Origin of the sequence: Hahella sp. CCB-MM4 (genome assembly GCF_002260525.1) — a bacterium.
Classification (GTDB): domain Bacteria; phylum Pseudomonadota; class Gammaproteobacteria; order Pseudomonadales; family Oleiphilaceae; genus Hahella.
This window is the reverse complement of the sequence record NZ_MRYI01000001.1, coordinates 1-21717: the sequence shown is the minus strand read 5'-3', so window position 1 is coordinate 21717 and position 21717 is coordinate 1. Positions and strand designations below refer to the sequence as shown.

Annotated in this window: 27 protein-coding genes; 26 read left to right on the top strand and 1 reads right to left on the bottom strand. The window is 44.2% G+C overall.

The features are described 5' to 3' along the window. The first annotated feature begins 7 nt into the window (after positions 1–7). Genes BTA51_RS00130 through BTA51_RS00005 form a run of 26 tightly spaced genes read left to right on the top strand, consistent with a single transcriptional unit; the run spans position 8 to position 21394 of the window. On the top strand, positions 8–1144 hold the full coding sequence (locus BTA51_RS00130) for a tetratricopeptide repeat protein (protein WP_094705075.1): 1137 nt from the start codon (positions 8–10) through the stop codon (positions 1142–1144). A 12-nt stretch (positions 1145–1156) separates the two neighbouring features. Next, positions 1157–1423, top strand: coding sequence for a flagellar biosynthesis protein FliQ (fliQ, locus tag BTA51_RS00125; protein ID WP_094705073.1), 267 nt, complete (start codon positions 1157–1159; stop codon positions 1421–1423). Between the two features lie 7 nt (positions 1424–1430). Then, the gene (locus BTA51_RS00120; RefSeq protein WP_094705071.1) at positions 1431–2201 is read left to right on the top strand and encodes a flagellar biosynthetic protein FliR; all 771 of its coding nucleotides are present in this window, start codon (positions 1431–1433) and stop codon (positions 2199–2201) included. A gap of 39 nt (positions 2202–2240) precedes the next feature. Further along, positions 2241–3350, top strand: coding sequence for a flagellar biosynthesis protein FlhB (locus BTA51_RS00115; protein ID WP_094705069.1), 1110 nt, complete (start codon positions 2241–2243; stop codon positions 3348–3350). Next, a complete protein-coding gene (locus BTA51_RS00110) occupies positions 3347–5446 on the top strand; it encodes a flagellar biosynthesis protein FlhA (protein WP_094705067.1) in 2100 nt (699 codons plus the stop codon). Before BTA51_RS00115 ends, BTA51_RS00110 begins: the two co-directional genes overlap by 4 nt. Beyond that, a complete protein-coding gene (locus BTA51_RS00105) occupies positions 5443–6150 on the top strand; it encodes a flagellar hook-basal body protein (protein ID WP_094705065.1) in 708 nt (235 codons plus the stop codon). The genes BTA51_RS00110 and BTA51_RS00105 overlap by 4 nt, the downstream gene beginning before the upstream one ends. Positions 6151–6160: 10 nt before the next feature. After that, positions 6161–6931 (top strand): flagellar basal-body rod protein FlgG, encoded by a 771-nt coding sequence (flgG, locus tag BTA51_RS00100; protein ID WP_094705063.1) that lies wholly within the window; start codon positions 6161–6163, stop codon positions 6929–6931. 9 nt (positions 6932–6940) lie between these two features. Then, positions 6941–7924 carry a flagellar basal body P-ring formation chaperone FlgA gene (flgA, locus tag BTA51_RS00095; RefSeq protein ID WP_094705061.1) on the top strand — a complete coding sequence of 328 codons (984 nt, stop codon included), beginning with the start codon at positions 6941–6943 and terminating at the stop codon, positions 7922–7924. After that, positions 7921–8502 (top strand): flagellar basal body L-ring protein FlgH, encoded by a 582-nt coding sequence (locus BTA51_RS00090; protein WP_094705059.1) that lies wholly within the window; start codon positions 7921–7923, stop codon positions 8500–8502. The genes flgA and BTA51_RS00090 overlap by 4 nt, the downstream gene beginning before the upstream one ends. Next, on the top strand, positions 8472–9626 hold the full coding sequence (locus BTA51_RS00085) for a flagellar basal body P-ring protein FlgI (RefSeq protein ID WP_246840861.1): 1155 nt from the start codon (positions 8472–8474) through the stop codon (positions 9624–9626). The genes BTA51_RS00090 and BTA51_RS00085 overlap by 31 nt, the downstream gene beginning before the upstream one ends. 16 nt (positions 9627–9642) lie before the next feature. Then, complete coding sequence (locus BTA51_RS00080; RefSeq protein ID WP_094705057.1) at positions 9643–10023, top strand: flagellar basal body protein; 381 nt, start codon at positions 9643–9645, stop codon at positions 10021–10023. Then, on the top strand, positions 10023–10430 hold the full coding sequence (flgC, locus tag BTA51_RS00075; RefSeq protein ID WP_094705055.1) for a flagellar basal body rod protein FlgC: 408 nt from the start codon (positions 10023–10025) through the stop codon (positions 10428–10430). The genes BTA51_RS00080 and flgC overlap by 1 nt, the downstream gene beginning before the upstream one ends. Beyond that, entirely contained in the window at positions 10427–10732 is a 306-nt protein-coding gene (gene fliE / locus BTA51_RS00070) for a flagellar hook-basal body complex protein FliE (RefSeq protein WP_246840860.1), read from the top strand. Before flgC ends, fliE begins: the two co-directional genes overlap by 4 nt. A 51-nt stretch (positions 10733–10783) precedes the next feature. After that, a complete protein-coding gene (fliF, locus tag BTA51_RS00065; RefSeq protein WP_094705051.1) occupies positions 10784–12217 on the top strand; it encodes a flagellar basal-body MS-ring/collar protein FliF in 1434 nt (477 codons plus the stop codon). Positions 12218–12219: 2 nt separating this feature from the next. Beyond that, positions 12220–12693, top strand: coding sequence for a hypothetical protein (locus BTA51_RS00060; RefSeq protein ID WP_141215501.1), 474 nt, complete (start codon positions 12220–12222; stop codon positions 12691–12693). Next, positions 12693–13490: a FliH/SctL family protein gene (locus BTA51_RS00055; protein WP_094705047.1), complete on the top strand. Its 798-nt coding sequence runs from the start codon at positions 12693–12695 to the stop codon at positions 13488–13490. The genes BTA51_RS00060 and BTA51_RS00055 overlap by 1 nt, the downstream gene beginning before the upstream one ends. Position 13491: 1 nt before the next feature. Further along, positions 13492–14799, top strand: coding sequence for a FliI/YscN family ATPase (locus BTA51_RS00050; protein ID WP_094705045.1), 1308 nt, complete (start codon positions 13492–13494; stop codon positions 14797–14799). Between the two features lie 6 nt (positions 14800–14805). After that, complete coding sequence (locus tag BTA51_RS00045) at positions 14806–15252, top strand: hypothetical protein (protein WP_094705043.1); 447 nt, start codon at positions 14806–14808, stop codon at positions 15250–15252. A 49-nt stretch (positions 15253–15301) separates the two neighbouring features. Continuing rightward, entirely contained in the window at positions 15302–15973 is a 672-nt protein-coding gene (locus BTA51_RS00040; protein WP_094705041.1) for a hypothetical protein, read from the top strand. Then, complete coding sequence (locus BTA51_RS00035) at positions 15973–16383, top strand: flagellar hook capping FlgD N-terminal domain-containing protein (RefSeq protein ID WP_094705039.1); 411 nt, start codon at positions 15973–15975, stop codon at positions 16381–16383. Before BTA51_RS00040 ends, BTA51_RS00035 begins: the two co-directional genes overlap by 1 nt. 4 nt (positions 16384–16387) lie before the next feature. Further along, positions 16388–18370 (top strand): flagellar hook-basal body complex protein, encoded by a 1983-nt coding sequence (locus BTA51_RS00030; protein WP_094705037.1) that lies wholly within the window; start codon positions 16388–16390, stop codon positions 18368–18370. Beyond that, complete coding sequence (locus BTA51_RS00025; RefSeq protein ID WP_094705035.1) at positions 18370–19131, top strand: flagellar motor switch protein FliM; 762 nt, start codon at positions 18370–18372, stop codon at positions 19129–19131. The genes BTA51_RS00030 and BTA51_RS00025 overlap by 1 nt, the downstream gene beginning before the upstream one ends. Before the next feature lie 50 nt (positions 19132–19181). After that, positions 19182–19544: a FliM/FliN family flagellar motor switch protein gene (locus BTA51_RS00020; protein ID WP_094705033.1), complete on the top strand. Its 363-nt coding sequence runs from the start codon at positions 19182–19184 to the stop codon at positions 19542–19544. After that, positions 19541–20029, top strand: a complete 489-nt coding sequence (locus BTA51_RS00015) for a hypothetical protein (RefSeq protein WP_094705031.1) — start codon at positions 19541–19543, stop codon at positions 20027–20029. Before BTA51_RS00020 ends, BTA51_RS00015 begins: the two co-directional genes overlap by 4 nt. Before the next feature lie 5 nt (positions 20030–20034). Continuing rightward, complete coding sequence (fliP, locus tag BTA51_RS00010) at positions 20035–20784, top strand: flagellar type III secretion system pore protein FliP (RefSeq protein WP_094705029.1); 750 nt, start codon at positions 20035–20037, stop codon at positions 20782–20784. A gap of 13 nt (positions 20785–20797) precedes the next feature. Next, on the top strand, positions 20798–21394 hold the full coding sequence (locus BTA51_RS00005; RefSeq protein ID WP_168188005.1) for a tetratricopeptide repeat protein: 597 nt from the start codon (positions 20798–20800) through the stop codon (positions 21392–21394). A gap of 126 nt (positions 21395–21520) precedes the next feature. On the opposite strand, the gene BTA51_RS30425 is transcribed toward BTA51_RS00005, so the two are convergent. Further along, positions 21521–21717 (bottom strand): hypothetical protein (locus BTA51_RS30425; protein WP_210404732.1); only part of this gene is annotated, 197 nt, incomplete at its 5' end.

The window sequence follows — 21717 nt, the reverse complement described above, 5'->3', positions numbered from 1 at the left end:
GAGTTTTATGCTCGTTACCGAAATTAAGGATAGAGTCGGACGTCTGAAGAAATTTCTCATTCAGGATCCTCAAAATATTTCTCTTCACCTCGACTTGATTCGTCAACTTAGTTTGTTGGGGGATATTGAATCTCTAACGAATCATCTTGAAACGGTGAAGAAGTTATATCCATCGCATCCTGGCGTTCTATATGAAGAGTCTCTCTTGTTCATGTCGACAGGTGACTTTGGTGCCGCTGAGGGAAATCTGAAGCAAATATTGTCTCAAGGTGAAACTGACGGGGAGGTTTTATACCTTACGGCATACTGTTGTTTGATGCGCAGTAGTCCGCAAGAAGCTTTCTCATATCTCGAAACCTGCTACCAAGAGAATCGAGACAACATTAGGTTTCCAATTCTGATGGCCCGCATCCAATACTTTTTAAGGGCGTTGGACAATGTCGAGGAATGTTTACAGGAAGCATTGGGGTTGGATGCGGAATCGGTGGAAGCTCTTTCGCTATTGGCATCTTGCAAGCTCGACCAGAGTGACTATAAGGCAGCCAAATTCTATGCTGATAAAGTATTGGCACTGAGCCCGGATGAGGCGAATGCTCTTGGGGTGTTAGCCTATTGCAATATGGCAGATATGGAATTCGATGATGCCCAGGCTCTGATAAGCAGGGCATTGGATGTCAAAAGTGATTCCGGTCGCCTATGGATAGGGCAAGCGTTACTAAGTATGAGGCGTGAAGAATTGGCTATGGCTGAAGCGCAGTTTGTCAAAGGGCTCTCATATATGCCTGGCCACATAGGGTCTTGGAATGCTTTGGCCTGGTGCAGAATTTTGTTGAGTGACCTTCAAGGTGCAATGGATTGTTGTGAAAAGGCAATCGAACTGGACCGCGGGTTTGGGGAGACATACGGCGCTTTAGCAGTTGTTGAATTATTTGCTGGGAATATTGAAAGTGCGCGGTTAAACGCAAAAAAAGCTATTAGGCTGGATAAGGCCAATTTTTCAGGTTTTTTTGCTCAGGCATTGTGCGACCACATTTCTGGAAATGAGCAAAAAGCCTCGGAAATTATCTTGTCTTTGCTGAACTCCCCGGTGGATGAAAGTGGCAAGAAGCTTACAGATTATCTTAGTGGCTTCATCATAGCTTAAGGGGCAGCGCTCATGACAATTGACCAGGCGATGCAACTGACAAATGATATGTTGTGGGCTGCCATTATGATATCTGCTCCAATTTTGGGAGTGGCAATGGTAGTCGGTCTTGTCATCAGTATTTTTCAAGTAATTACCCAAATACAAGAAATGACGCTGACTTTTGTTCCCAAAATAGCAGCGGTAGTTGTCGTTTTATTTATATTGGGGCCATGGATGCTTGCTACATTGACTGTATTTGCAAGCACTCTGATAAAAAATATCCCTGTGTATTTCTGAGATCATTATGACTTTTCAATTTGACATGGGGTGGATATGGTCGGTTGCTCTATTAAGTGTTCGTATGTCGACCATATTCTATTTGTCCGTTCTTGATTTATTTGGGCGCGTACCTGGTCGTTTCCGTCTAATGTTGATAGTGGTCCTCTCGGCGTTGTTGATTAGTGCCAATTTTTCCGCTGTTACCCCTATGCCTGAAACACTGATTGAGATGCTTTTGGGGCTGACTGGTGAGTTGGTTCTCAGCGTTATGCTGGTTCTAGGTTTACATGCGGCTTTTTCTGCTTTTCAGGTAGCTGGTCGCATGATTGACTTTCAGTCAGGTTTTGGTGCTGCGAGTCTCCTTAATCCCGCCACGAATTCTGCTGATCCTCTAATCGGAACATTGTTGTTATTTGTGGCTGCTTTTGTGTTTTTCTCAGTTGATGGACATCATCTGTTGTTGAAAGGACTGGTCTTCAGTGTTCAGCAGGTTCCCCTCGGTAGTTGGGGTGGGGGGATGAATTTTTCCGCCGTTCTACATCATTATGGTCTGATGTTTCTTTTAGGAATGACGATTGCAGCGCCGGTTTTGGCAGTGTTGTTTTTTGTCGATGCAGGTCTCGCGGTAATGGGAAAGACCATGCCTCAGATGAATGTGTACTTTATATTTCTACCGTTAAAAGTGGCTCTGGGAATAGGTATGACGGCTCTGTCGCTTAAATATATGATGCCTTTGATATCTGAGGTGATTTCGAGCGTATTTCGATATTGGGATCAAGTGATTACCGCTGCCTGAAATTAAGTTTATATCGAGTAGTAACAGTAGTAATGAAATATGGCAGAGTCCCAACCCGATAAATCAGAAAAGACTGAGCCACCCTCGCCCCATAAATTACAGGAAGCGAGAAAGAAGGGAGGCGTAGCGAAGAGCATGGAAGTCTCTCATGTGGTAGGACTCTTGGTGTCCGTGGTTCTGCTTTGGTCGATGGCTCCAGAATTGGCCAGAGACTTTCTAAAAGTATGTAGCCGATTATTTGATGTATCAGGATCTATTCCCTTTGATATCAAAACCGTAAGTGGTTGGAGCAAGTGGATTGTAAGCGAGGTTGTTGGAATTCTCAGTCCTTTATTTTTAATGACTATGTTGGCAGGTGTAGTTGCTGTATTAATTCAGATCGGTCCAGTCCTCTCTTTTCATCCGGTAAAGCCTGATATCAAGCGAATTAACCCTATTGAAGGATTCAAGCGGCTGGTCTCTATAAAGATACTATTTGAGCTCCTGAAGAATGTAATCAAGCTTTTGCTCCTTGGAACAATCATTTATTACTGCGTGAAAAGTTTTCTGCCATATTCGTTTGGGCTTACACAAACGGGGGCTTCCAACGCTATTCCTTTTATTTCCGCTCAGCTGGGTTCTTTGATTCTGAAGTTATCGATAGCGCTGATTGTGATTTCCATTGCGGACTTTCTATTTGTTCGCAGGGAATTTATACGCAATATGCGTATGACTAAGAAGGAAGTAAAGGACGAGATTAAGCGCCGGGAAGGCGATCCAATGGTCCGATCAAAAAGACGGGAGTTAGAGCGTGAACTTCGTAAGAGGAGCGCCTCTGTCAGCAGCATTGAAAATGCTGATGTGATTATTACCAACCCTGAGCATTATGCAGTAGTGATCAAGTATGATCCGCAAAGCATGGTGGCTCCAAAGGTGACTGGTAAAGGGGTAGACGCGATGGCTTTGCATCTTAAGGCAGTTGCCAGACGACACCGTGTGCACATTGTTGAGGATCCTCCCCTTGCCCGATACCTTTATCGAAAAGTCGGGATTGATAAAAATATTCCGGAAACTGCCTATATGGGAGTTGCGAGAGCTCTTCGTAAGGCATATAGGCTGAAGAGAACTCTGGGTGGGCAAACTGGCACGCCATATGGGGCCGCTATATGAGTAGTACTAAGACATCATTTTCAACCTTTTTGGGAACACGAAGTGAATTTAGCCTTGTGTTAGGTATGGTTGGAATATTATTGGTCCTATTCACGCCAATTCCATCGCAGCTCCTTGACTTCCTGCTCATTACCAATTTCAGTTTTGGTTTGATGTTGTTGTTGCTGACCTTTTTTGTCGATAAGCCTCTGGGGTTTTCTACATTTCCCTCCCTGCTGCTGATAGCTACGCTATTTCGGCTTTCTCTCAACATTGCAGCAACTCGATTGATCCTTTCGGAAGGCGATGCGGGCAATGTGATAAATGCTGTTGGGACATACGTGGTTGGTGGCAACTATGTGATTGGCCTCGTCGTTTTTTTAATTCTTATTGTTGTTCAGTATGTCGTAGTGACAAGTGGTGCTCAGCGAGTGGCTGAAGTCGCTGCACGATTCACGCTTGATAGCATGCCTGGCAAGCAGATGAGTATTGATGCTGACATGAACATGGGGCTGATTAATGAAATTGAGGCTCGTGAGAGACGTCAGACGATTGAGAAAGAGGCCAGCTTTTACGGAGCAATGGATGGTGCCAGTAAATTCGTAAAAGGAGATGCGATTGCTGGGATATTAATAATACTGATTGATATTATTGGCGGTCTGACGATTGGCGTTGCTCAGATGGACTTAAGTTGGAGCGACGCATTACATACATATACATTGCTGACCGTAGGTGACGGTATCGTTACCCAGATCCCTGCTCTGGTTATTTCGACCGCGACGGGCATTATCATTACAAGAGCCGCCACAGATGCCCATCTTGGAAGTGAAATATCGAACCAGATCACACAATACCCGAAAACTTTAGTCATTGTTGTTTTGGGGCTGTTGTTACTTTTATCTCTACCGGCAATTCCTTTGTTTCCTGTACTTGCTGTCGCAACGATTTTTGGCAGCTTGGCTTTCTTTGCATATAAGAAAAACTCCACTCAGATGGACGTTGTTGAAGAACAATCTGAAGATGAAGAAAAGTCTCTCTATGAAGAGTTAAAGGTTGAGCCGATTGAGGTGGCGTTAGGCTCAGATATTATTACGTTCTTTGGAGAGAACGAAGGCAAGTTAATGGACGAAATCGATCGTTTCAGAAAACAGTTTGCTTTCGAGCTCGGGCTTGTATTACCCAAAGTAAAAATCATACAGGATGGGGCTTCCAAAAGTAATGCCTACAAAATTTGTCTGCATGGGGTCTGTGTAGCAAATGGTGAGCTGATAGCAGACAGGCTCCTCGCAATTAGTGCACACGATATGGGGGACAAGCTCCCTGGCATAAAAGCACTGGATCCTACCTATGGCCTGCCCGCTGTGTGGATTAGTGAATCGGAAGCAGACTTGGCAAAATCATTAAACTGCACACTAGTTGACCCGTTGACGGTATTACTGACTCATTTCAGTGAAGCATTAAGGGGCAAGGCACCTGTGCTCATTTCCAGATCCGAATCTGAAAAATTAATGATGCGGGTTAGAGTCGCCCAACCAACACTCTATGACGATCTGATACCAAATACTCTCACGCTGAGCGATATTCAGCGTATTTTGCAAAACTTACTCGCAGAGAGAGTCTCTATCCGAAACATTGAACTAATTGCTGAGACTTTGGTAGATGTAGGTAAGAGGGTAAAAGACCATGTTCAGTTAACTGAGCTGGTTCGCCAAAAGCTTGGGGCGGAAATATGTCAAAAACTGGTTTCTCAGGATAACTTTCTATACGTGATCAGTTTTGATCCTGGAGTGGAGCAGGTATTTCAAAGTGGCCTGAAAGTGACTGAGGAAGGCGGCTCCTTATTTGTGGACCCAAAACTCACTGAACAGGTTCTGACCAAATTGGCAAAGCTCGTGGAGCAGATGATGGCGGATGGTCTTGAGCCAGTACTCATATCATCACCAAGTCTTCGACCACATTTGAAGAAGCTAACTACGCGTCTGTTGCCCGGCCTGAGCGTTCTTTCTCTATCTGAGATCCCCAGTGGCCTGAACATCAAGTCATTCGGGATTGTTGAATTGGAAAGAGGCTTGCTGGGTAGCGGCGAAAACAGATATGAAAAAAGGAATGAAAGATGAGTGAATTGGTTGAGGCGATACAGATTACGTTAAACGCTGATTTGCTTAGATTAAGGACCATAGGTCAAAACCTGGCAAATGTTGAAACCCCTGGGTATAAGAGCGACAAACTGATATCCCAACCTTTTTCAAAGATCATTTCCAGTGATATGGAGAATCAGGACAGGCTTACCGTCGCAAAGGATCATTCCCAGGGGGCCATCAAGCCTACCGGCCACTTTCTGGATCTGGCTATCGAGGGCGATGGGTATTTTGTTGGAGAAAAGGAAGGCGTGATCCAGTACACCAGGTCCGGTCGCTTGACAATGACTACAGACGGTAAACTGGCTTTGCCAAATGGGGCCTATCTAATGGGCCATGCGGGGCCGATTCAGTTGAACTCCGAGCAATTTGAAATAACTCGGAATGGCACTGTGATCAGTGAGGGAAACAGTATAGATCGACTTAAGATCGTCAGTTTTACTGAACAACAGAATTTGCGTTCTATAGGCGCAGGTACTTTCATCGCGGATGCTGACATGCAATCTTCAGAATCTGAAGATGCTCAGGTTTTGCAATCGTTTATAGAAGTCTCCAACGTGAACACAATGGAAGAAGTCGTAAACATGGTTGAGCTTACCCAGCATTATCGGATGACTCACAATGTTTTAAAGGCGTATGAGTCTTCTATTAGCACATCGATTTCCACGTTAGGAAAGTTTTAGGGAGTTTAAGATGATTGATGCTTTGTATGTTGCTGAAACTGGTCTGCAAGCCGGGCAAAAGCATATCGATACCATTTCCAATAACATGGCAAATCTAAATACGACGGCATATAAAAAAGGTCGTGTTGAATTCAGAGACCTGGTTGTTGGGAGAGAGGTCAGTTCTCTTGATGGAAATGGCGGAAGGGATATTGTTTCCATCGGAAATGGCACTCAGATTTCAAGGGTATGGAAAGAGTTTGAGTCCGGAGACCTGAAGGCAACTGAGAACCCTCTTGATTTAGCTATTCGGGGTGGAGGCTTTTTTGAAATATTGCTGGAAAATGGCGAAACAGCATATACCCGAAATGGTGCAATGAAGGTCGACGAAGATGGATATCTGGGAACTCTGACCGGCTACAGGTTTTCGGACATGATTCAGATACCTCCCGATGCAAAAGAGCTGGAAATATCTCAGGACGGCGTTGTCACTGCATATTTTGATAATGATGCATTGGAAGTAGGCCAGATTCAGTTGGCAAGTTTTATGAACTCTCAGGGACTTGAATCAATAGGACAAGGCATTTATATCCCGAATGAAGAGTCTGGTAACGCTATTTATTCCGATGCTGGAGAGAATGGAGTTGGAATCGTTCAACAAGGATACTTGGAAAGCTCGAATGTGGATTTGGTGAAAGAGTTGGTCGAATTGGTCACTGCACAAAGGGGTTATCAGGCATGCTCTCATGTTATTCGTGCAGCTGACGAAATCATGCAGATTACAAATGATCTCAGGGGATAGGTAGGGCCTTTGTTAAGGCTGTTTTTATTCGCTTTGTTGTTTGTCATATCTGACGCTTGGGCAGGCTCTAAGCTCGTCTTAAGCGGATATGTCAGTGTCAATGTGAAGGATTCAAGCAATAGTGTATTTATACCGGCCGAAGGTTTGGGAAAAATCATTGTTCCGGAAGATGTCGGTCAGATGGAAATGCCAGTGATTGAGCTGACCCCTGAAGTGATATCGGCTGGTTTTGTCTCTAGATCTGAAGTCGACAGGCAGATCCGCATTTGGAATGAAAGATATCCACAAAATGCATTAGAAGTTCAAGGAACTGGCATTGTCAGGATCTATGGATATTCGAAGATTATTGGTTATCAGCGTGTTAAGTCTTTAGCTAAGGCTGAGGTCGAGGAGGTCCTAAAAGCAGAGGGGTTTGATGCTATCTCTGTCACTTCTTTATCTTCTAAAGCGCAGGATATACGGCTAACACAGACTGACATACGATTAGATGTGCGTCCCATTGAGATAAAATATCCATTCAGTCGGCTATGCGTATGGGTGGATATCAAGGGTGAGGACGATGACCTGATTAGGAGCGTCCCCATTTGGCTCAAGGTAGAAGCTGAAAAAAATGTGCTGGTTGCTTCCAGAGATATTGATATCGGAGAAAATGGTAACTCCATTAGCTATAGCGTCCTGAGTAAGGAAATTTCTGCTATTACTGGTCAGCCATTGTGGTCGGCGGATCAGTTAGATGGGATGGAAATCGCCAAGCATCTACATGAAGGAGAGGTGATTTCTATGGATAAGATTAGATTGGTTCCACCTGTAAAGCAGGGGGAGACAGTCACAATTGAAACAGTAGCCGGGACAGTCTATCTAAGCTCTAGAGCTGTGGCGTTGCAGGATGGGCAGGTGGGTAGTCATATCCGACTTCAATCGATCAGTAGTGGAGAGATTATGAAGGGAATAGTGTTGTCGCGTGGTCGGGTTCTTATTGAAGGTGATTCATGATTAAGCGGTTGTCTTTTGTAGTTTTTATTTCATTCGCTATTTGTTTTTGCGTTGATGTCTATGCAGAAAGCCTCTTTGATGAGTCGGCTTTTAGGCCTCTGACTTCTGACAGGAAGGCATTTCAGGTGGGGGACAATGTCACTGTATTGATCGTTGAATCTGCAAAAGCAGGTGCCAGTACGGATGCACAGGTAAACCAATCGCTGGAGGCCTCTGGATCATTTTCAAAGAGCAACAGATCAGATAGCGGAAGCCTGGAGTTAGGGATTGGACGAAACTCCGGTGGTAGTACTCAACGAGAAGGTGAGTTAAAAGCGCGAATCACTGTGGCGATATTGGAGACCGATAATAATGGTCGTTTCCACATTTGGGGGGACCAGAAAATAACGATTAATGGCGAGGAGCAATCTATCAAATTGTCTGGATGGATTAGAGACGAAGATATTTCCTCTCAAAACACGGTGCTATCCACACGAATCTCTGATGCAAAAATTGAGTACGATGGTGTTGGTTTAATTGGTGACACTGATGACCGCGGAATTATCTATTGGGTACTTACCAAAGTTGGTTTGATATGACGGTATACAGAGTTTTTATTGCCACTTTCCTGGTATTGGCAACACTGTTTGGAAGTCTGACAGAAGCATATGCTTCTAATGTCAGGCTAAAAGAGTTGGCACGAATTGAAGGGGTTCGGGAAAACTCCCTATTTGGATATGGACTGGTTGTTGGATTGGCTGGGACTGGTGATTCGCGTAGGAGTAAAGCAACTCTGCAAAGTATTTCGAATGCTCTAGAAACATTTGGTATCACCATCGGTGCTGATGATCTTGCCAGTCGTAATGTTGCTGCGGTCACTTTAACTGCCAGGCTGCCCGCATTTTCCAATTCGGGTGACATGATTGATGTGAATGTTTCTTCATTGGGAGACGCCAGAAGCCTTGTGGGTGGAACGTTGCTGCTGGCGCCGCTGAAAGCTGCCAATGGGAAAACATATGCGGTTGCACAGGGACAGGTGTCAGTGGGCGGTTTTAGTTACGACCTTAACGGTAATGTTGTGCAGAAAAACCATCCAACTGTAGGCGTTGTACCTGATGGCGCCACTGTTGAGAGAGGTTTGTCGTCTGAGTTGGTTGCAGATGATGGCCTGATTCATATTGTGCTTAACCAGCCTGACTTTACCACCGCCAGCCGTATTGCAAAGTCTATCAATAGTGGTTTAGGCAAAAAGAGCGCAAGAGCAATACATGCAGGAAAAGTTGCAGTTGAGCTTCCTGAGGGTGAATTTAACTTGGTGGATTTTTTAACAAAAATTGAAAACTCGGTTGTTGAACCAGATCGAATCGCCAGAGTTGTAATCAACGAAAGAACTGGCACTGTTGTCGCAGGTGGTGAGGTCTCAATAGACGATATCACAATATCTCATGGCAATATCAAAGTTGTTATTTCGACAGACTTTCTCGTATCTCAACCTACCTTGGTAAGAGAGACAGGGGCTGGTGTTAGAACTGAGGTTGTTCCTGACACTTCGATAGAAGTTGATGAAGGGGTTGCGAGTGCTGTCAGTTTAGGGGCAGGTGCTTCAATTGCTGATTTGGTTGCTGCTCTCAGACAAATAAAAACCAGTACCCGGGATGTCATCACAATCCTTCAATTAATCAAAGCGACCGGCGCGCTCCACGCGCAGCTCATCATTCAATAATTGGGAGCTTCATAACATGGAATACCTTACTTCAGTTACGTCGACTCTGTTAAATCGGTCTCTCGATGTTGCCCAGCTACAACAAATGCTTATTGCTCAAAATGTTGCTAACGCAGGTGTTGAAGGATACCGGCAAGTATCTGTGGATTTCAGTTCTTTGATGGAGAGGATGGAAGACATCAGTCATGGCAAATCTACTGATGATTTCAAAAAAGCCGCATTACAGCAGGTGGAAATAAGTGATTACATCAAAACAAGCGAGCTTCCCTCAAAAGTGGAGCTGGACCAACAGATGGTAGAGCTTAATAAGGCCGTTATTAATTATCAGGCCTTACTCACCGCAAAATCGAAATTGGGGAGCATCATGAAGAATGTTATTAGCGGAGGTCGCAGCTAATGGAGATGATGCAAATTTTTGAAATTGGTCAGTCAGGTCTGGATTTTCAAAAGTTAAGAATGCAGGCAATAGCTTTGAATATGGCCAATGCCCAAACAAGCAGCAGAGTCGGTGATAAAGGATTTCAGCCCCTCGTTGCAATCGGAACCACAAAAGCTGGAGATGTGAATTCATATAAAGGCGTTGAGTCCATTGAATTAGTAGAGCGTAATGTGCAGTCAAGGCTTAAGTATGACCCCTCTCACCCACTGGCCAACAATGAAGGTTATATTCAGTTGCCTGCAATAAATCCCGTGGACGAGATGACTACTCTGATGCTTGCTACCCGTGCATATGAAGCTAATGTCAGCGTTCTTAATGCTGCGAAATCTATGGCGTTAAAAGCATTAGAGATAGGGAGTAAATGATGTCAGTCGAGTCTATTTCTTCATTGCTGCCAATAAGCAGTGAAAACGCTATCCAGACATCCTCGATCAATGGCCAGAAGAATGTATCTTTTGCCGACTGGGTGGGTGGGGAGCTTAATGAGGTTTCTTCGAATATTTCTGCAGCAGAGAAGGGCGCTCAAGCTTTAGCGACAGGTGAGGCAGAAAATATTCATCAAGTAATGATTGCCCTGGATAAGGCTCAATTGTCCATGTCTTTGGTAGTGGAAGTTCGTAATAAATTGCTGGAAAGCTATCAAGACATTATGCGCATGTCAGTGTGATTGGTTGAGCTGGTCTGTCCGATTGAGAGATTTTAGAGGTTTGGAGTAGTTATGAGTGGCTTTTGGAATGACTGGAGTGCCAGAAGGCGAGCTATGTTTGTACTCGCAGCAGGAATTATTTTAATGCTGTGTGGCGGTGCATATTACTTTCTGGCGTTGAAAGATTTTGTTCCGATATATGAGAAGTTGAGTTTGGAACAAACTGCGAAAGTCACTGAAAAACTCGATGAACTGAAAGTTAAATATGAGTTAGCTGAGGATGGGACAGTTGTAAAGGTAGAGAGAGAACAGCTCCCTGAGATCAAGGTTAAGCTTGCTGCCTACAATTTTCTATTTGATGGAGCTACTGGTTTTGAGTTGTTTGACGAAGCCGATTATGGAATGACGGAGTTTTCGCAGAAGATTAATTACCAGAGGGCGCTTCAGGGCGAGCTGACCAGAACTATCATGGCTCTAGATAAAGTTAAGTATGCCCGAGTGCATCTGGTACTTCCCAAGTCTACTTTGTTTAAACACCAGGAAGAAAAGCCAAAAGCTTCTGTGACCCTATTGCTGGAAGAAGGGGGGACACTAAGTGTTGATGAAATAACTGGAATCCGGAACCTTGTAGCATCCTCAGTCAGTGGGCTATCTAATGATATGGTCACAATTTTGAACCATAAAGGCGTCTCTCTTACTGAGAATGAGACAGCTGAGCAACAGTTGATTGGTCGACAGCTGAAAGGAAAAAATTCGTTGGAACAGTATTTTCAGCAAAAGGTGAATGCTCTCCTTGTCCCGGTGTTTGGTCCGCAAAACTTTGTTGTCAAAGTGGACGTGTCTCTGAATCACCAGAAAGTTGAAAGGGTCAGAGAAACACTGCTTCCATTTATGGATACGGGGAAAGGCGGGATTGTTAGCCGGAACTCGAATAGAAAGTATGACGAAAATGATCAAAGCGGGAAAAAGCAAAGCGCCAAACTTTCTACAGAAAACGTAGAAGAGCAGTATCGCTACGGTAAAGAAGTAGAATCTCTTCTGGATGAAGGAGGATCTATTCAGCATATAAGCGTTAGTGTTGTGGTTCCTAAATGGGCGTCCAAAGAACAGTTGAGTCAGGTAGAAGCGCTTATATCTTCTGCGACCGGAATTAACCCGGATAGGGGGGATTCAATTGTCGTTGCTCCATTAGGCGACTCTGGATTGGAAGTTGAATCTGCTGTTGGAGATTCCTACGAGGCTGCAATGATGGAGCCGTCTGAAGTTGATGAGTCAACTCCATCTGTTGTCGTGACTGATTCTATCGATTTACAGCCAGAAGGGGTGCTTTGGAATTCCAAGGTAACTCTGCAAAACATTGTGGTTTTGCTTGGAGGTATAAGCCTTCTTTTAGTGGTCGCATTACTATTTACTTTAACCCGAAAATCATCTACTGAGAAATTGTCCAGAGATGAGCGGGAGCTGTTGCTTGAAGATGTCCGTAAATGGTTGGCGGCGGCAGACTGACTATGAAACCTGAATTATTTAATCCCCATAAAATTATTGCGTTAAGGCTGGCTGGTCTTTGTCAATCAGACTTGTCCTGGTTAATGGATCAGGTTGGCGAGTCTGATCGGGAAAAAATTAATAGGGCTTTGCAAGACGTCAGGGAAATGGGAGTTAACAAGGATCTTCTAAGAGATAGCTTTTCTCAAATTCTGAAGGCCGTCGAGCACCATGAGTTAACGGAAGAGAAAATTTCCGATCAAATCAATCCTGAACAACTCAAAGTGAAGCTTTTAACTACAAATGAATTTGATAGTGCTTTGATTTTCCAATCTCTTAATCCCGATTTTCGGAAACAGACGTTTGGTGGCGGCTCACATAAAATTAAGATTGCATTGGCAAGTAACCGTGATCCTGATTGTGTTCCCAGTGATCAGGTTAAGCAGACTGTCATGGAGTTTTTGATGGCAACAAAGACAGAGAGTGCTAATCGTTAATGGAAAAAATACTGAGATCTTCATCGATAGCGGGCTCAAGGCGTTTAACGTACGGCAAGGGTAAAACTGAAAATGCTTTCCGCCGTCAGGAAATCAGTAATTCAGAGATTACCTCAAGTCATCAGATCGAAGATGCCCTTGAAAGCACTATGACAATATCGGCACGAGCGGATGAGTCAGCGGATCAGGGGGACACTTCCCAGCTCTACTCAACGCAAGCAAGAATAGCTGAGCTACTGAAAAAGAACGAAGAGTTGATTCAAGCTAACAGTGAAATGGAAGAGAAGTTGGCTTCGTTGGAGAAACAGGCATACGAAGAGGCAAAAGCCAGGGGGTATGAGGATGGCCAGGCTAAGTCAAAAGAAGATATTGCAAATCTCATAGATCAGTTCAGAGGCCTCTTGGAGAAGATTGATTTAAGCACCGATTCAGCGTTTAACGAGCTTGAGTCTCAGGCATTGGATATCGGGTTTGCCGTTGCTTGCAAAATATTGGGAGCGAAATTGTTAACTGAGGAAGGAGTTAAAGCCGCAGTTTCCCAAGTGTGCAGTTCTATACGGGATGTGTCGACCTTGAAGGTCTTCGTATCTACGCGTGACTATGAATTGTTGAAAGATATTGCAGTTGATGCCCTGGGAGATAGTGCTGTCAATATCGAGCTGGTGGCGGATAACAGAATTACAATCGGTGGTTGTCGGGTTGAGTCTGACATGGGAGGCTGGGATGGTCGTCTTGAGTCTCAGCTCAGAATACTCAGACAAAAACTGGAAGGAGTTTCAGAAGGGGTGAATTCATAGCATGGATTCTTCCGGATTGGCGTCAATTATCGAAAATTGTGAAACGGTCCGCCGAACCGGCAAGGTCGAGCAATTCTATGGGGCGGTTCTCGAATGTATTGGACCTGATGCATTTTTGGGGGAGGTTTGTGAAGTATTTGCACCCCATGATATGACTTCTGTCATGGCCGAAGTTGTGGGCTTCCGCCATGGACGAGTTTTGCTGATGCCTTTAGGGCCCGTGTCAGGAATACATGTTGGGAGCGAGGTTATTGCTTCCGGTATGCCTGCCAGTGTCTCTGTGTCCGAAAGCCTTTTGGGGAAAGTCGTTGACGCTTTTGGCCAACCACTAGATGGCTCAGATATCGAACCTGGAAAATTAATGCCATTGTACCGGTCTCCAATTAATCCGCTCGATAGAGTTCCTGCTAATGAAAAGTTGCATACAGGAATTAATGCTATTGATGGATTTTGTTCTCTGGCAAAAGGACAGCGGATTGGAATATTTGCAGGAAGCGGCGTGGGTAAAAGTACTCTTTTGGGGAACATCGCAAGAAGATGCGAAGCTGATGTCAATATAATTGCTTTAATTGGAGAGCGGGGCAGAGAGGTTATCGAGTTCATTGAGGATAACCTGGGCACAGAAGGCCTTAAAAAGAGTATCGTTGTGGTTGCAACAGCTGATGAACCTGCACTGGTGCGATTGCATGCGGCTTTTGTCGCAACGGTTATTGCAGAATACTTTAGCGACTGTGGTAAAGATGTCATGCTCTACATGGATTCCATTACCAGGTTAGCCACTGCTCAAAGGGAAATTGGTCTCGCAGTAGGTGAACCGCCCACCTCGAGAGGATATACGCCTTCAACTTTCTCATTATTGCCCCAACTAACGGAAAGGGCGGGAAAATTTAAAGTTGGCGGTGCGATTACCGCACTGTACACGGTTCTGGTTGAAGGAGATGATTTTAATGAACCCGTGTCAGATACCGTAAGGTCGATACTGGATGGACATATTGTGCTGACCCGGCAACTTGCAAACCAGGGGGTTTTCCCGTCGATAGATATTCTCGAGAGTCTGAGCAGGCTGTATAAAAGGATAAATGACCCTGAACATCAAAAAATTGTTCAGAGCATTATTAAGTACGAGAGTCTATTCCGGGAATCAAAAGAACTTATAGAGCTTGGTGCATACACTGAGGGTTCTGATGTCGAAATAGATCGTGCTATTAAAGTGCATAGATCGTTGATGAACTTCATTTCAGAGGACGTCAAAGTTGCCTCAAACAGGACTCCTGCGCTTAAGCAAGCACTTCGGTCGGTACTAGGGTAGGTTGGAATGAGTGCCAAACGTCGAATCAAAGCTCTCGAAATTACCCGCACGACAACCTCTATAAAATTATTTCGTGAATTAGAGCAAGTTCAAGCATTGCATGAACAGTATTCGGCGTTAGTGAATAAGATTCAGAGAATTGATACGGAAATTGAATATAGCGAGATAGCCCTACGGAAATTTCAGACCCCTGGAGCTGCTTGTGACATAAATGATTTGATTCTGATACAGGGAGTTCTGAAAGAACTCAACTTCAGACGGAATGAGGTTGCAGGGTTGATGGAAGAAATGCATGAAGCTTTACAGGAGCATAGGCTGGACGTCGCGCTGTTAAGACGCAGGCGTGAAGAGCTGGATAAAAGAAAAAAACTTGTAATCGCGAGCGAAGAAGCTCTAAGGAATAACAAGTTGGATACGGAGCTTAGTGAGCTGAGGCGTTCTCAAAAGTTATGAGTTTGAGCTGTACGCAAGTAGCGATGTAATTGTTACCAGAGTGATATCTATGATGAAAGTGGATGGAAGCGGTGAGTTTTTAGCGGGCGAGCTAATAAGTGGTGGTCATATGCAGAACAGTTCGTTGTTCAAACAGAAATGGACTTCGGAATTGGAAAGTAATCACGATATTACTATGGCTCATGAAGCCAATACTGAAGAAGAGGCAGGTAGTGATAATTTTTCCGGGCAGCCGCACCAGTCAATTCAAGTTTCAGGAAGTAAAGCAGGCATATCTGACGTTGCCCCATTGGTGGATATCGAGTACGCGCATTTTATCAATAGCATTAAGGAAAACGTGGTCCCTAACTCTCGCACCCTTAAAGTTAATCACCCGGTAAGGATGCTGAATCAATCTGCTGCTTATGGCGTTAGTGAGCGAGAGCGAGTGTACGGTAACCAAACCTCGAAAGATGCCGTTGATAAGGATGTATATTCCAATTTAGTCACGCAGATCTCAAAACTTGGTAGTCGGTACTCATTAACCAATATTCATTTAACTCGCCTTGGTAACAAACTGACAGTATGGATAAGAGACTATCAGCAACCCAGTGTATCTAAAGCGGAAGAGCTATTGGCGTTGATATCCGATGCGATTAAAGATACCGATTTTGAAGTTGAAAAAGTCATGTTAAATGGTCGATCCCTGGCGGACGTTAAACACAAAGGAGTAAATAGATAATGGCTGTAGAATCAATCGGTCGAATTAACTCTGACTCAACAGCGTTACGGCAAAATGCGGTGGGGATTGAAGATTTTTTGCAAATATTCCTAACGCAGTTAACCTTTCAGGATCCTTTGGAGCCAGTTGATAATCGAGAGTTCATTGCACAATTAGCTCAGTTCTCGTCACTGGAAACAGCAACACGGACTAACGACAATATCGAAGGATTGCTGGATGTGCAGGCAGTTTCTCAGTCCGTTGGGCTAATCGGGAAGACGGTTCAGGTAGATAATGGTGACGGTTTTGCTATCGGTAAGGTAACGACCATTACTTTCAATAATGGTAATCCTCTACTCACACTGCAGACGGAAGATGACACGCCAATTACAGGCATCTCCCCCTCTCAAATTACTGTTGTGAGGGAGTAACGCCATGAGTATGGGATCTATTTACTCAAGTTTGTCCAGTCTGCTGTCTTTTTCCAAAGCTCTGGAAAACTCCAGCAACAATGTGTCAAACCTGAATACTCCCGGATATAAAGGACGTGATGTCAGATTTTCTGAGCTGGCAAACTTTAGCGAAGGAGATACCACCCGAAACGAAGGAGCCAAAATTCAGGATTCTCAATTACGGTTCCAAAACGGCGATATATCCGAAACCGGGAATGACACTGATCTGGCTATTGATGGCTTGGGTTTTTTCATTCTAAGGACCGGAAGCGAGGAGTTATATACCAGAGCTGGTGGATTTAAGTTCGACTCCAATGGATTCTTGATAGATCCTGAAACCGGCTATAGGGTTGCCGGAATTGATGGTGGCGGTAATCTGGTGGATATCTCCATCAAGAACTCTATTTATTCCGAGCCCGAAAAAACCACCCAAGTATCTTTATCCGGAAACCTGGATTCGGGGACCCTGGCAGGATCGACGGTTAATTCCGGAGCGGATTCTCTGCTTGAATTCGATGTTGTTGATAATCTGGGGACCGCTCGAAAGTTACAAGCGGTATTTGAGAAACAGCTAGGAAATCAATGGACACTGCAGTTTATTGATCAGTCTGGAAATCCTGTAGGTGCTAAAGAAGCCATTCACTTTACGTCGGATGGTCATATTCGCTCTGAAGATAAGAACTATTCAGTTTCCTATTTTCCCTACCGGTTACAGACGGCTGAACAGACGAAAGAGGTTTTTACTCTTCCTGGTGAATTTAATTTTACGGACAGTGATCTTACCACAGGAGGAACACAGTCTTTTACCTTGAGTGATGATGTCTATTTTATCACCAGAGATGAAACTGGCGGGAATGTCCAATTCGTAGGGAGTGGACAATTTAGTTTTACAGAAGATGGTTACCTGGTTAACACCTCTGATATGTCTCGTGTTGCAGGCATTGGCACCGAGGGAACGTTAACAGATCTGAATATTTCAGACTTGGTCACCAATCCCGCACAGCCGACTAACCAGGTATCAGTATCTGGAAATCTGGACCCGGATTTGAGTATAGGAAGTGTCGTGCCAGCGGTAGGTGATCCGGCAATAACCTTCGAAATTACTCAATCCGATGGTTCACATATGGAAATACATACTGAATTCACCAAACAAGATGACCAGGAGTGGGAGGTTGTGTTCAGGAACGAAAGTGGCACGTTGCTAGCCGGACCTCTGGCTCTGAATTATGAAGAGAGTGGTCTATTGGCTGCAGAGAGCAGGGTGCTGACTGCTACCTTTCCTGATAGTGATGAAGGCACTTTGAGTATTCAGGTTAGGTTTCATGAATCGACCACCAATAGCCTTACTCAAATATCCGGCTCGGCTTCTTCTGTTAGTTTTGATGCTAATGGAACTGATGAAGGAGATATCGAGTCATTAAATTTCACGGAAGAAGGCTTTGTTGAAATTCATTATACAAATGGAAACACCGTAGAAGGACCTCGTATTGCTATTGCAGATAGGAGTGGATCTGCCGTCTCCGAGTTTGAGGTATCTCTGGAAGGTCTCACGTCTTTAAGCGGCATTAACAGTGTGGAAATCGCCGATGTAGACGGAAGGTCTGCTGGGCGGCTGACAGCGTACAGTTTCAACGAGAGTGGGCAGATGACTTTAAACTACTCTAATGGCGAAAGCGTTGATGGACCAACAGTGGCTTTGGCGAATTTTGTCAACATTAATGGATTGACTGGTATTGGTGAAACGCTATTTAAAGCTGATAAAAGCGCAGGTCGTTTTATCGCCAAGGCCGGGGAAAAGGGGCTGGGGAAAATTCAAGGTAAAAGTATTGAATTGTCGAACGTTGAGTTATCCCGTGAGTTTGCCGAAATCATTATTATTCAGAGAGGTTACCAGGCAAGTTCTCAGATTATGAATGTATCAAATGAACTTATAGAAACTCTATATAATAACGTTCGAGGTCGCTAATGGTTGTGCGTCCTTTTATTTTTTATCGCCAGAACGTCATTGAGAAAATCAGAGGACATTTGCTGGAAAAGGTTACAAGTTGGTATCAGAATTGGTTTGGTCAAGCAGAGGTTCCTTCGATGGAATTGTTTCAGGGGGATCAGCATCCTGGATATGTCGATACCTGCCAAACATATATTGATAAGGGTGACAACCTGGCAGTCGAAAATGGGGTAATCCTAGCTTGGGAAAATAGCCAGATTATCCTGCAGAAACTAGCAAAGGAAGACACGCTCCATGCTGATGTGGACAGTGAGCTTAGTCGTTACCTGATGGAGAAGTTGGCGAAGGATTTTTCCATGATGGTAGCCAACGGGAATACTGTCATGGAGGGACAAGACTGTGCTGAATTTAAACATACCTCAGGATCTGGCTGGCTAACCGGGTTCATTATGGTTGCAGACATGAAGTTCTGTTTCTGCATTCCTCCCTCGATTGTAAGTTCATTGGCTGATTCACTTCAGTTGCCGTTACTCCAAAAGGTATCTGGTGATTTGGAGCCAGTTGTCAGTGGTTGCAAACAGTTAGTTGCGGAAATGAGCGCTGAGCTAATACCACTGGAACTCACTTTGGGCGAACTACTGGAGATTCAGGTTGGGGATGTTATTCGTCTGGATCATCCCCTTGAAGAGCCTGCAGTCCTGGTTTGTGGGGGAGAGCCTTTATTAAAAGGCACCTTGGGAATATCTGGAGAACGGAAAGCAATTAAGCTGGTTAGTTAAATTAAGCTGGATAATTAAATAAAGCTGGATAGTTAAAAAGGTTAATTTTGATGTCGGAAAACGAAGTAGGATTTGAGAAAAGTGATGAGGTTTCTGCCGCATCTGGAGCTTCAAATAAAATAGAGGAAGTGATTCTGGAAGATCTGGTTGAGGAAGGAGCTTGTAAGAGTATCAACCTAAACCCACTTGAGCTCGTAAAGAATGTAAAGGTTAGCCTATCGGTAGAGTTAGGAAAAGCGACTCTCACTGTTGATGAACTCACTCATTTGAAAGAGCAGTCAGTTGTTAAAATGGATAAGTTGGTGGATGAGCCAATCGATTTGCTGTTGGATGGCAAAACGGTTGCCAGAGGTAAGCTTGTAGCAGTAGGGGATGTGTTCGGAGTACAGATTACTGAGATCCAGAGTCAATGAGTGCTCGTTGGATTAGATACTTTGTTGTTTTGCCTTTGGTATTTGGTCCATTGTGGGCAAGTGCAGAAAAGTCTGCTTTGCCCGATGAAGAAGTTAGTCGTGTCGCTGAACTTTCTCCTGGGAGTGAAGAGAATCGGCAATCCACCAACTCTTTGGGGAAAGTTAAAATTCAGGATTTACCCTTCAAAGAGCAGAGTCCGGCTACTGGTCCGGGCAGTGCTTATATAGTGATGAGTATGTTGGCTGCCGGAGCGATAGCTTTGCTTTGGTTTGGGCGTAAATATCTGGTAAAGCAGGGACATGTACCCAATTCATCTGACGATATAAAGTACATTAGCAACCGTCGGCTAAATAACAAAACTTTTGCCTATATATTGGAAGTCAGTAATCAAAAATTTCTTGTAGTGGAAAATCAAAATCATATCACTATGTCTGCAGTTAATAGCAGCAATGAAGATTCAAAGAAGCGTTCGGAGCAAGAATAAATTTTATGATAAGAATGATTGCTCTATTTGTTGTTTTTTTAATCCTGCCTACCCTGGGGTACGCAGCAGAACCATCTACGTTAGCCATCGATTTCAATCTGCCCAATGTCAATGATGCTGAGCCGGGGCAAGTAGCAACGGTGTTGCAGGTGCTGGCTGTATTAACCGTCCTGAGTCTCGCCCCCGCGTTGCTGATAGCACTTACAGCCTTCACGCGAATCATTATAGTGCTATCAATGCTCAGGTTTGCCTTTGGTATGCAGCAAACCCCTCCGAATACTGTTCTGATTTCGCTGGCGTTGTTTTTAACCCTTTTCACGATGATGCCTGTCATAAAGCAAATGGAGAGTCAGGCATTAAACCCCTATCTTGCTGGGGAATTGGATGCTTCTATCGCAGTAACTGAGGCAGTCAATCCACTTCGGGAGTTTATGATAAGGCAGACGAAAGAAAAGGATCTGGCGATGGTTCTGGATATGCAGGATGGACCTCCACCGGAAGACTTTGCTGACATCACAAATGTGACACTGGTGACAGCCTTCATGTTGTCTGAACTTCAGACGGCCTTTCAGATAGGGTTTGTAATTTTTCTTCCGTTCCTGCTTGTGGACTTGGTTGTTGCCAGCGTACTAATGTCTATGGGGATGATAATGGTTCCTCCATTGACTCTTTCTCTGCCGATCAAGATTTTGATGTTTGTCTTGATCGATGGGTGGAGCTTGGTGGCGCACTCTTTGGTTGGTAGTTTTTTATAGGAGGTTGTTGGGTTTGACTATTGATATTCTGGACTCCGAAGAGCTTTTCTTCCTTGGGATCAGGGCTAGTGAAAATAATGATCATGAAAAAGCACTGATTTATTTCAAAAAGTCGGTTGGATTGGATAAAAATCCTCGCAATGTATACATGCTGGGGGCTGAATATGCTGAGCTTGGTATGTTTGATAGAGCATATACCACTATGCAGGAAGCCGTTGGACTTGAGCCTCAACTATGGGATGCCCACTTTCAATCAGGTCTGGTGAAATTTGTCATCGGGGATGTCAATGCTGCGGAGTCCGCATGGCAATCTCTTGATCAACTCCCTCCAGATTCAGCGTTAGTGTTATTTAAACGTGGAATACTTGCGTTTTCATCTGGAAATAAGGTCGATGGTGAAAGCTTGTTGAATCAAGGGGTTTCAAGCAACACGACTAATCCTGCCTTAAATCAGGTGATTTCCTCCTTAATGGAGAAGCTGCTGGAAATGGAATTTACATCTCCCTCCGAAGGTGATGTAAACCAGATGACTACAGCAGATGAGGGAGATGATCATGATAAAATGAATCGATTATTCATGCAGGCTTATAAATCTAAAACAAGACAATAAAAGTAAGTTATTTAGGGGTAGTAGATCGACCTTGGGCCAAGGAGATCTCGGATAATTAGATTAAACTTGATTTCATGATTGTTTGTTATTAAATTCTTGATTCTCGCGAAGAAACTGATAGATCATTTAACGAACAAGGAAACATCCCCAGGGATGAGGCGTATTCTTCAGAAGTTTGTTGCAGTCGTTAGCGTTTACAACGCTCAACATCAAGTAAAGCATTTCGAGAGCCGCGGCTTTCGCGCGTAACGCGTGAGGGCAGCGGCTTTTTTTATTGGATTCCAAAAAGTAGGGTGACACCATGGTTGCGGTCGTAACAGGAG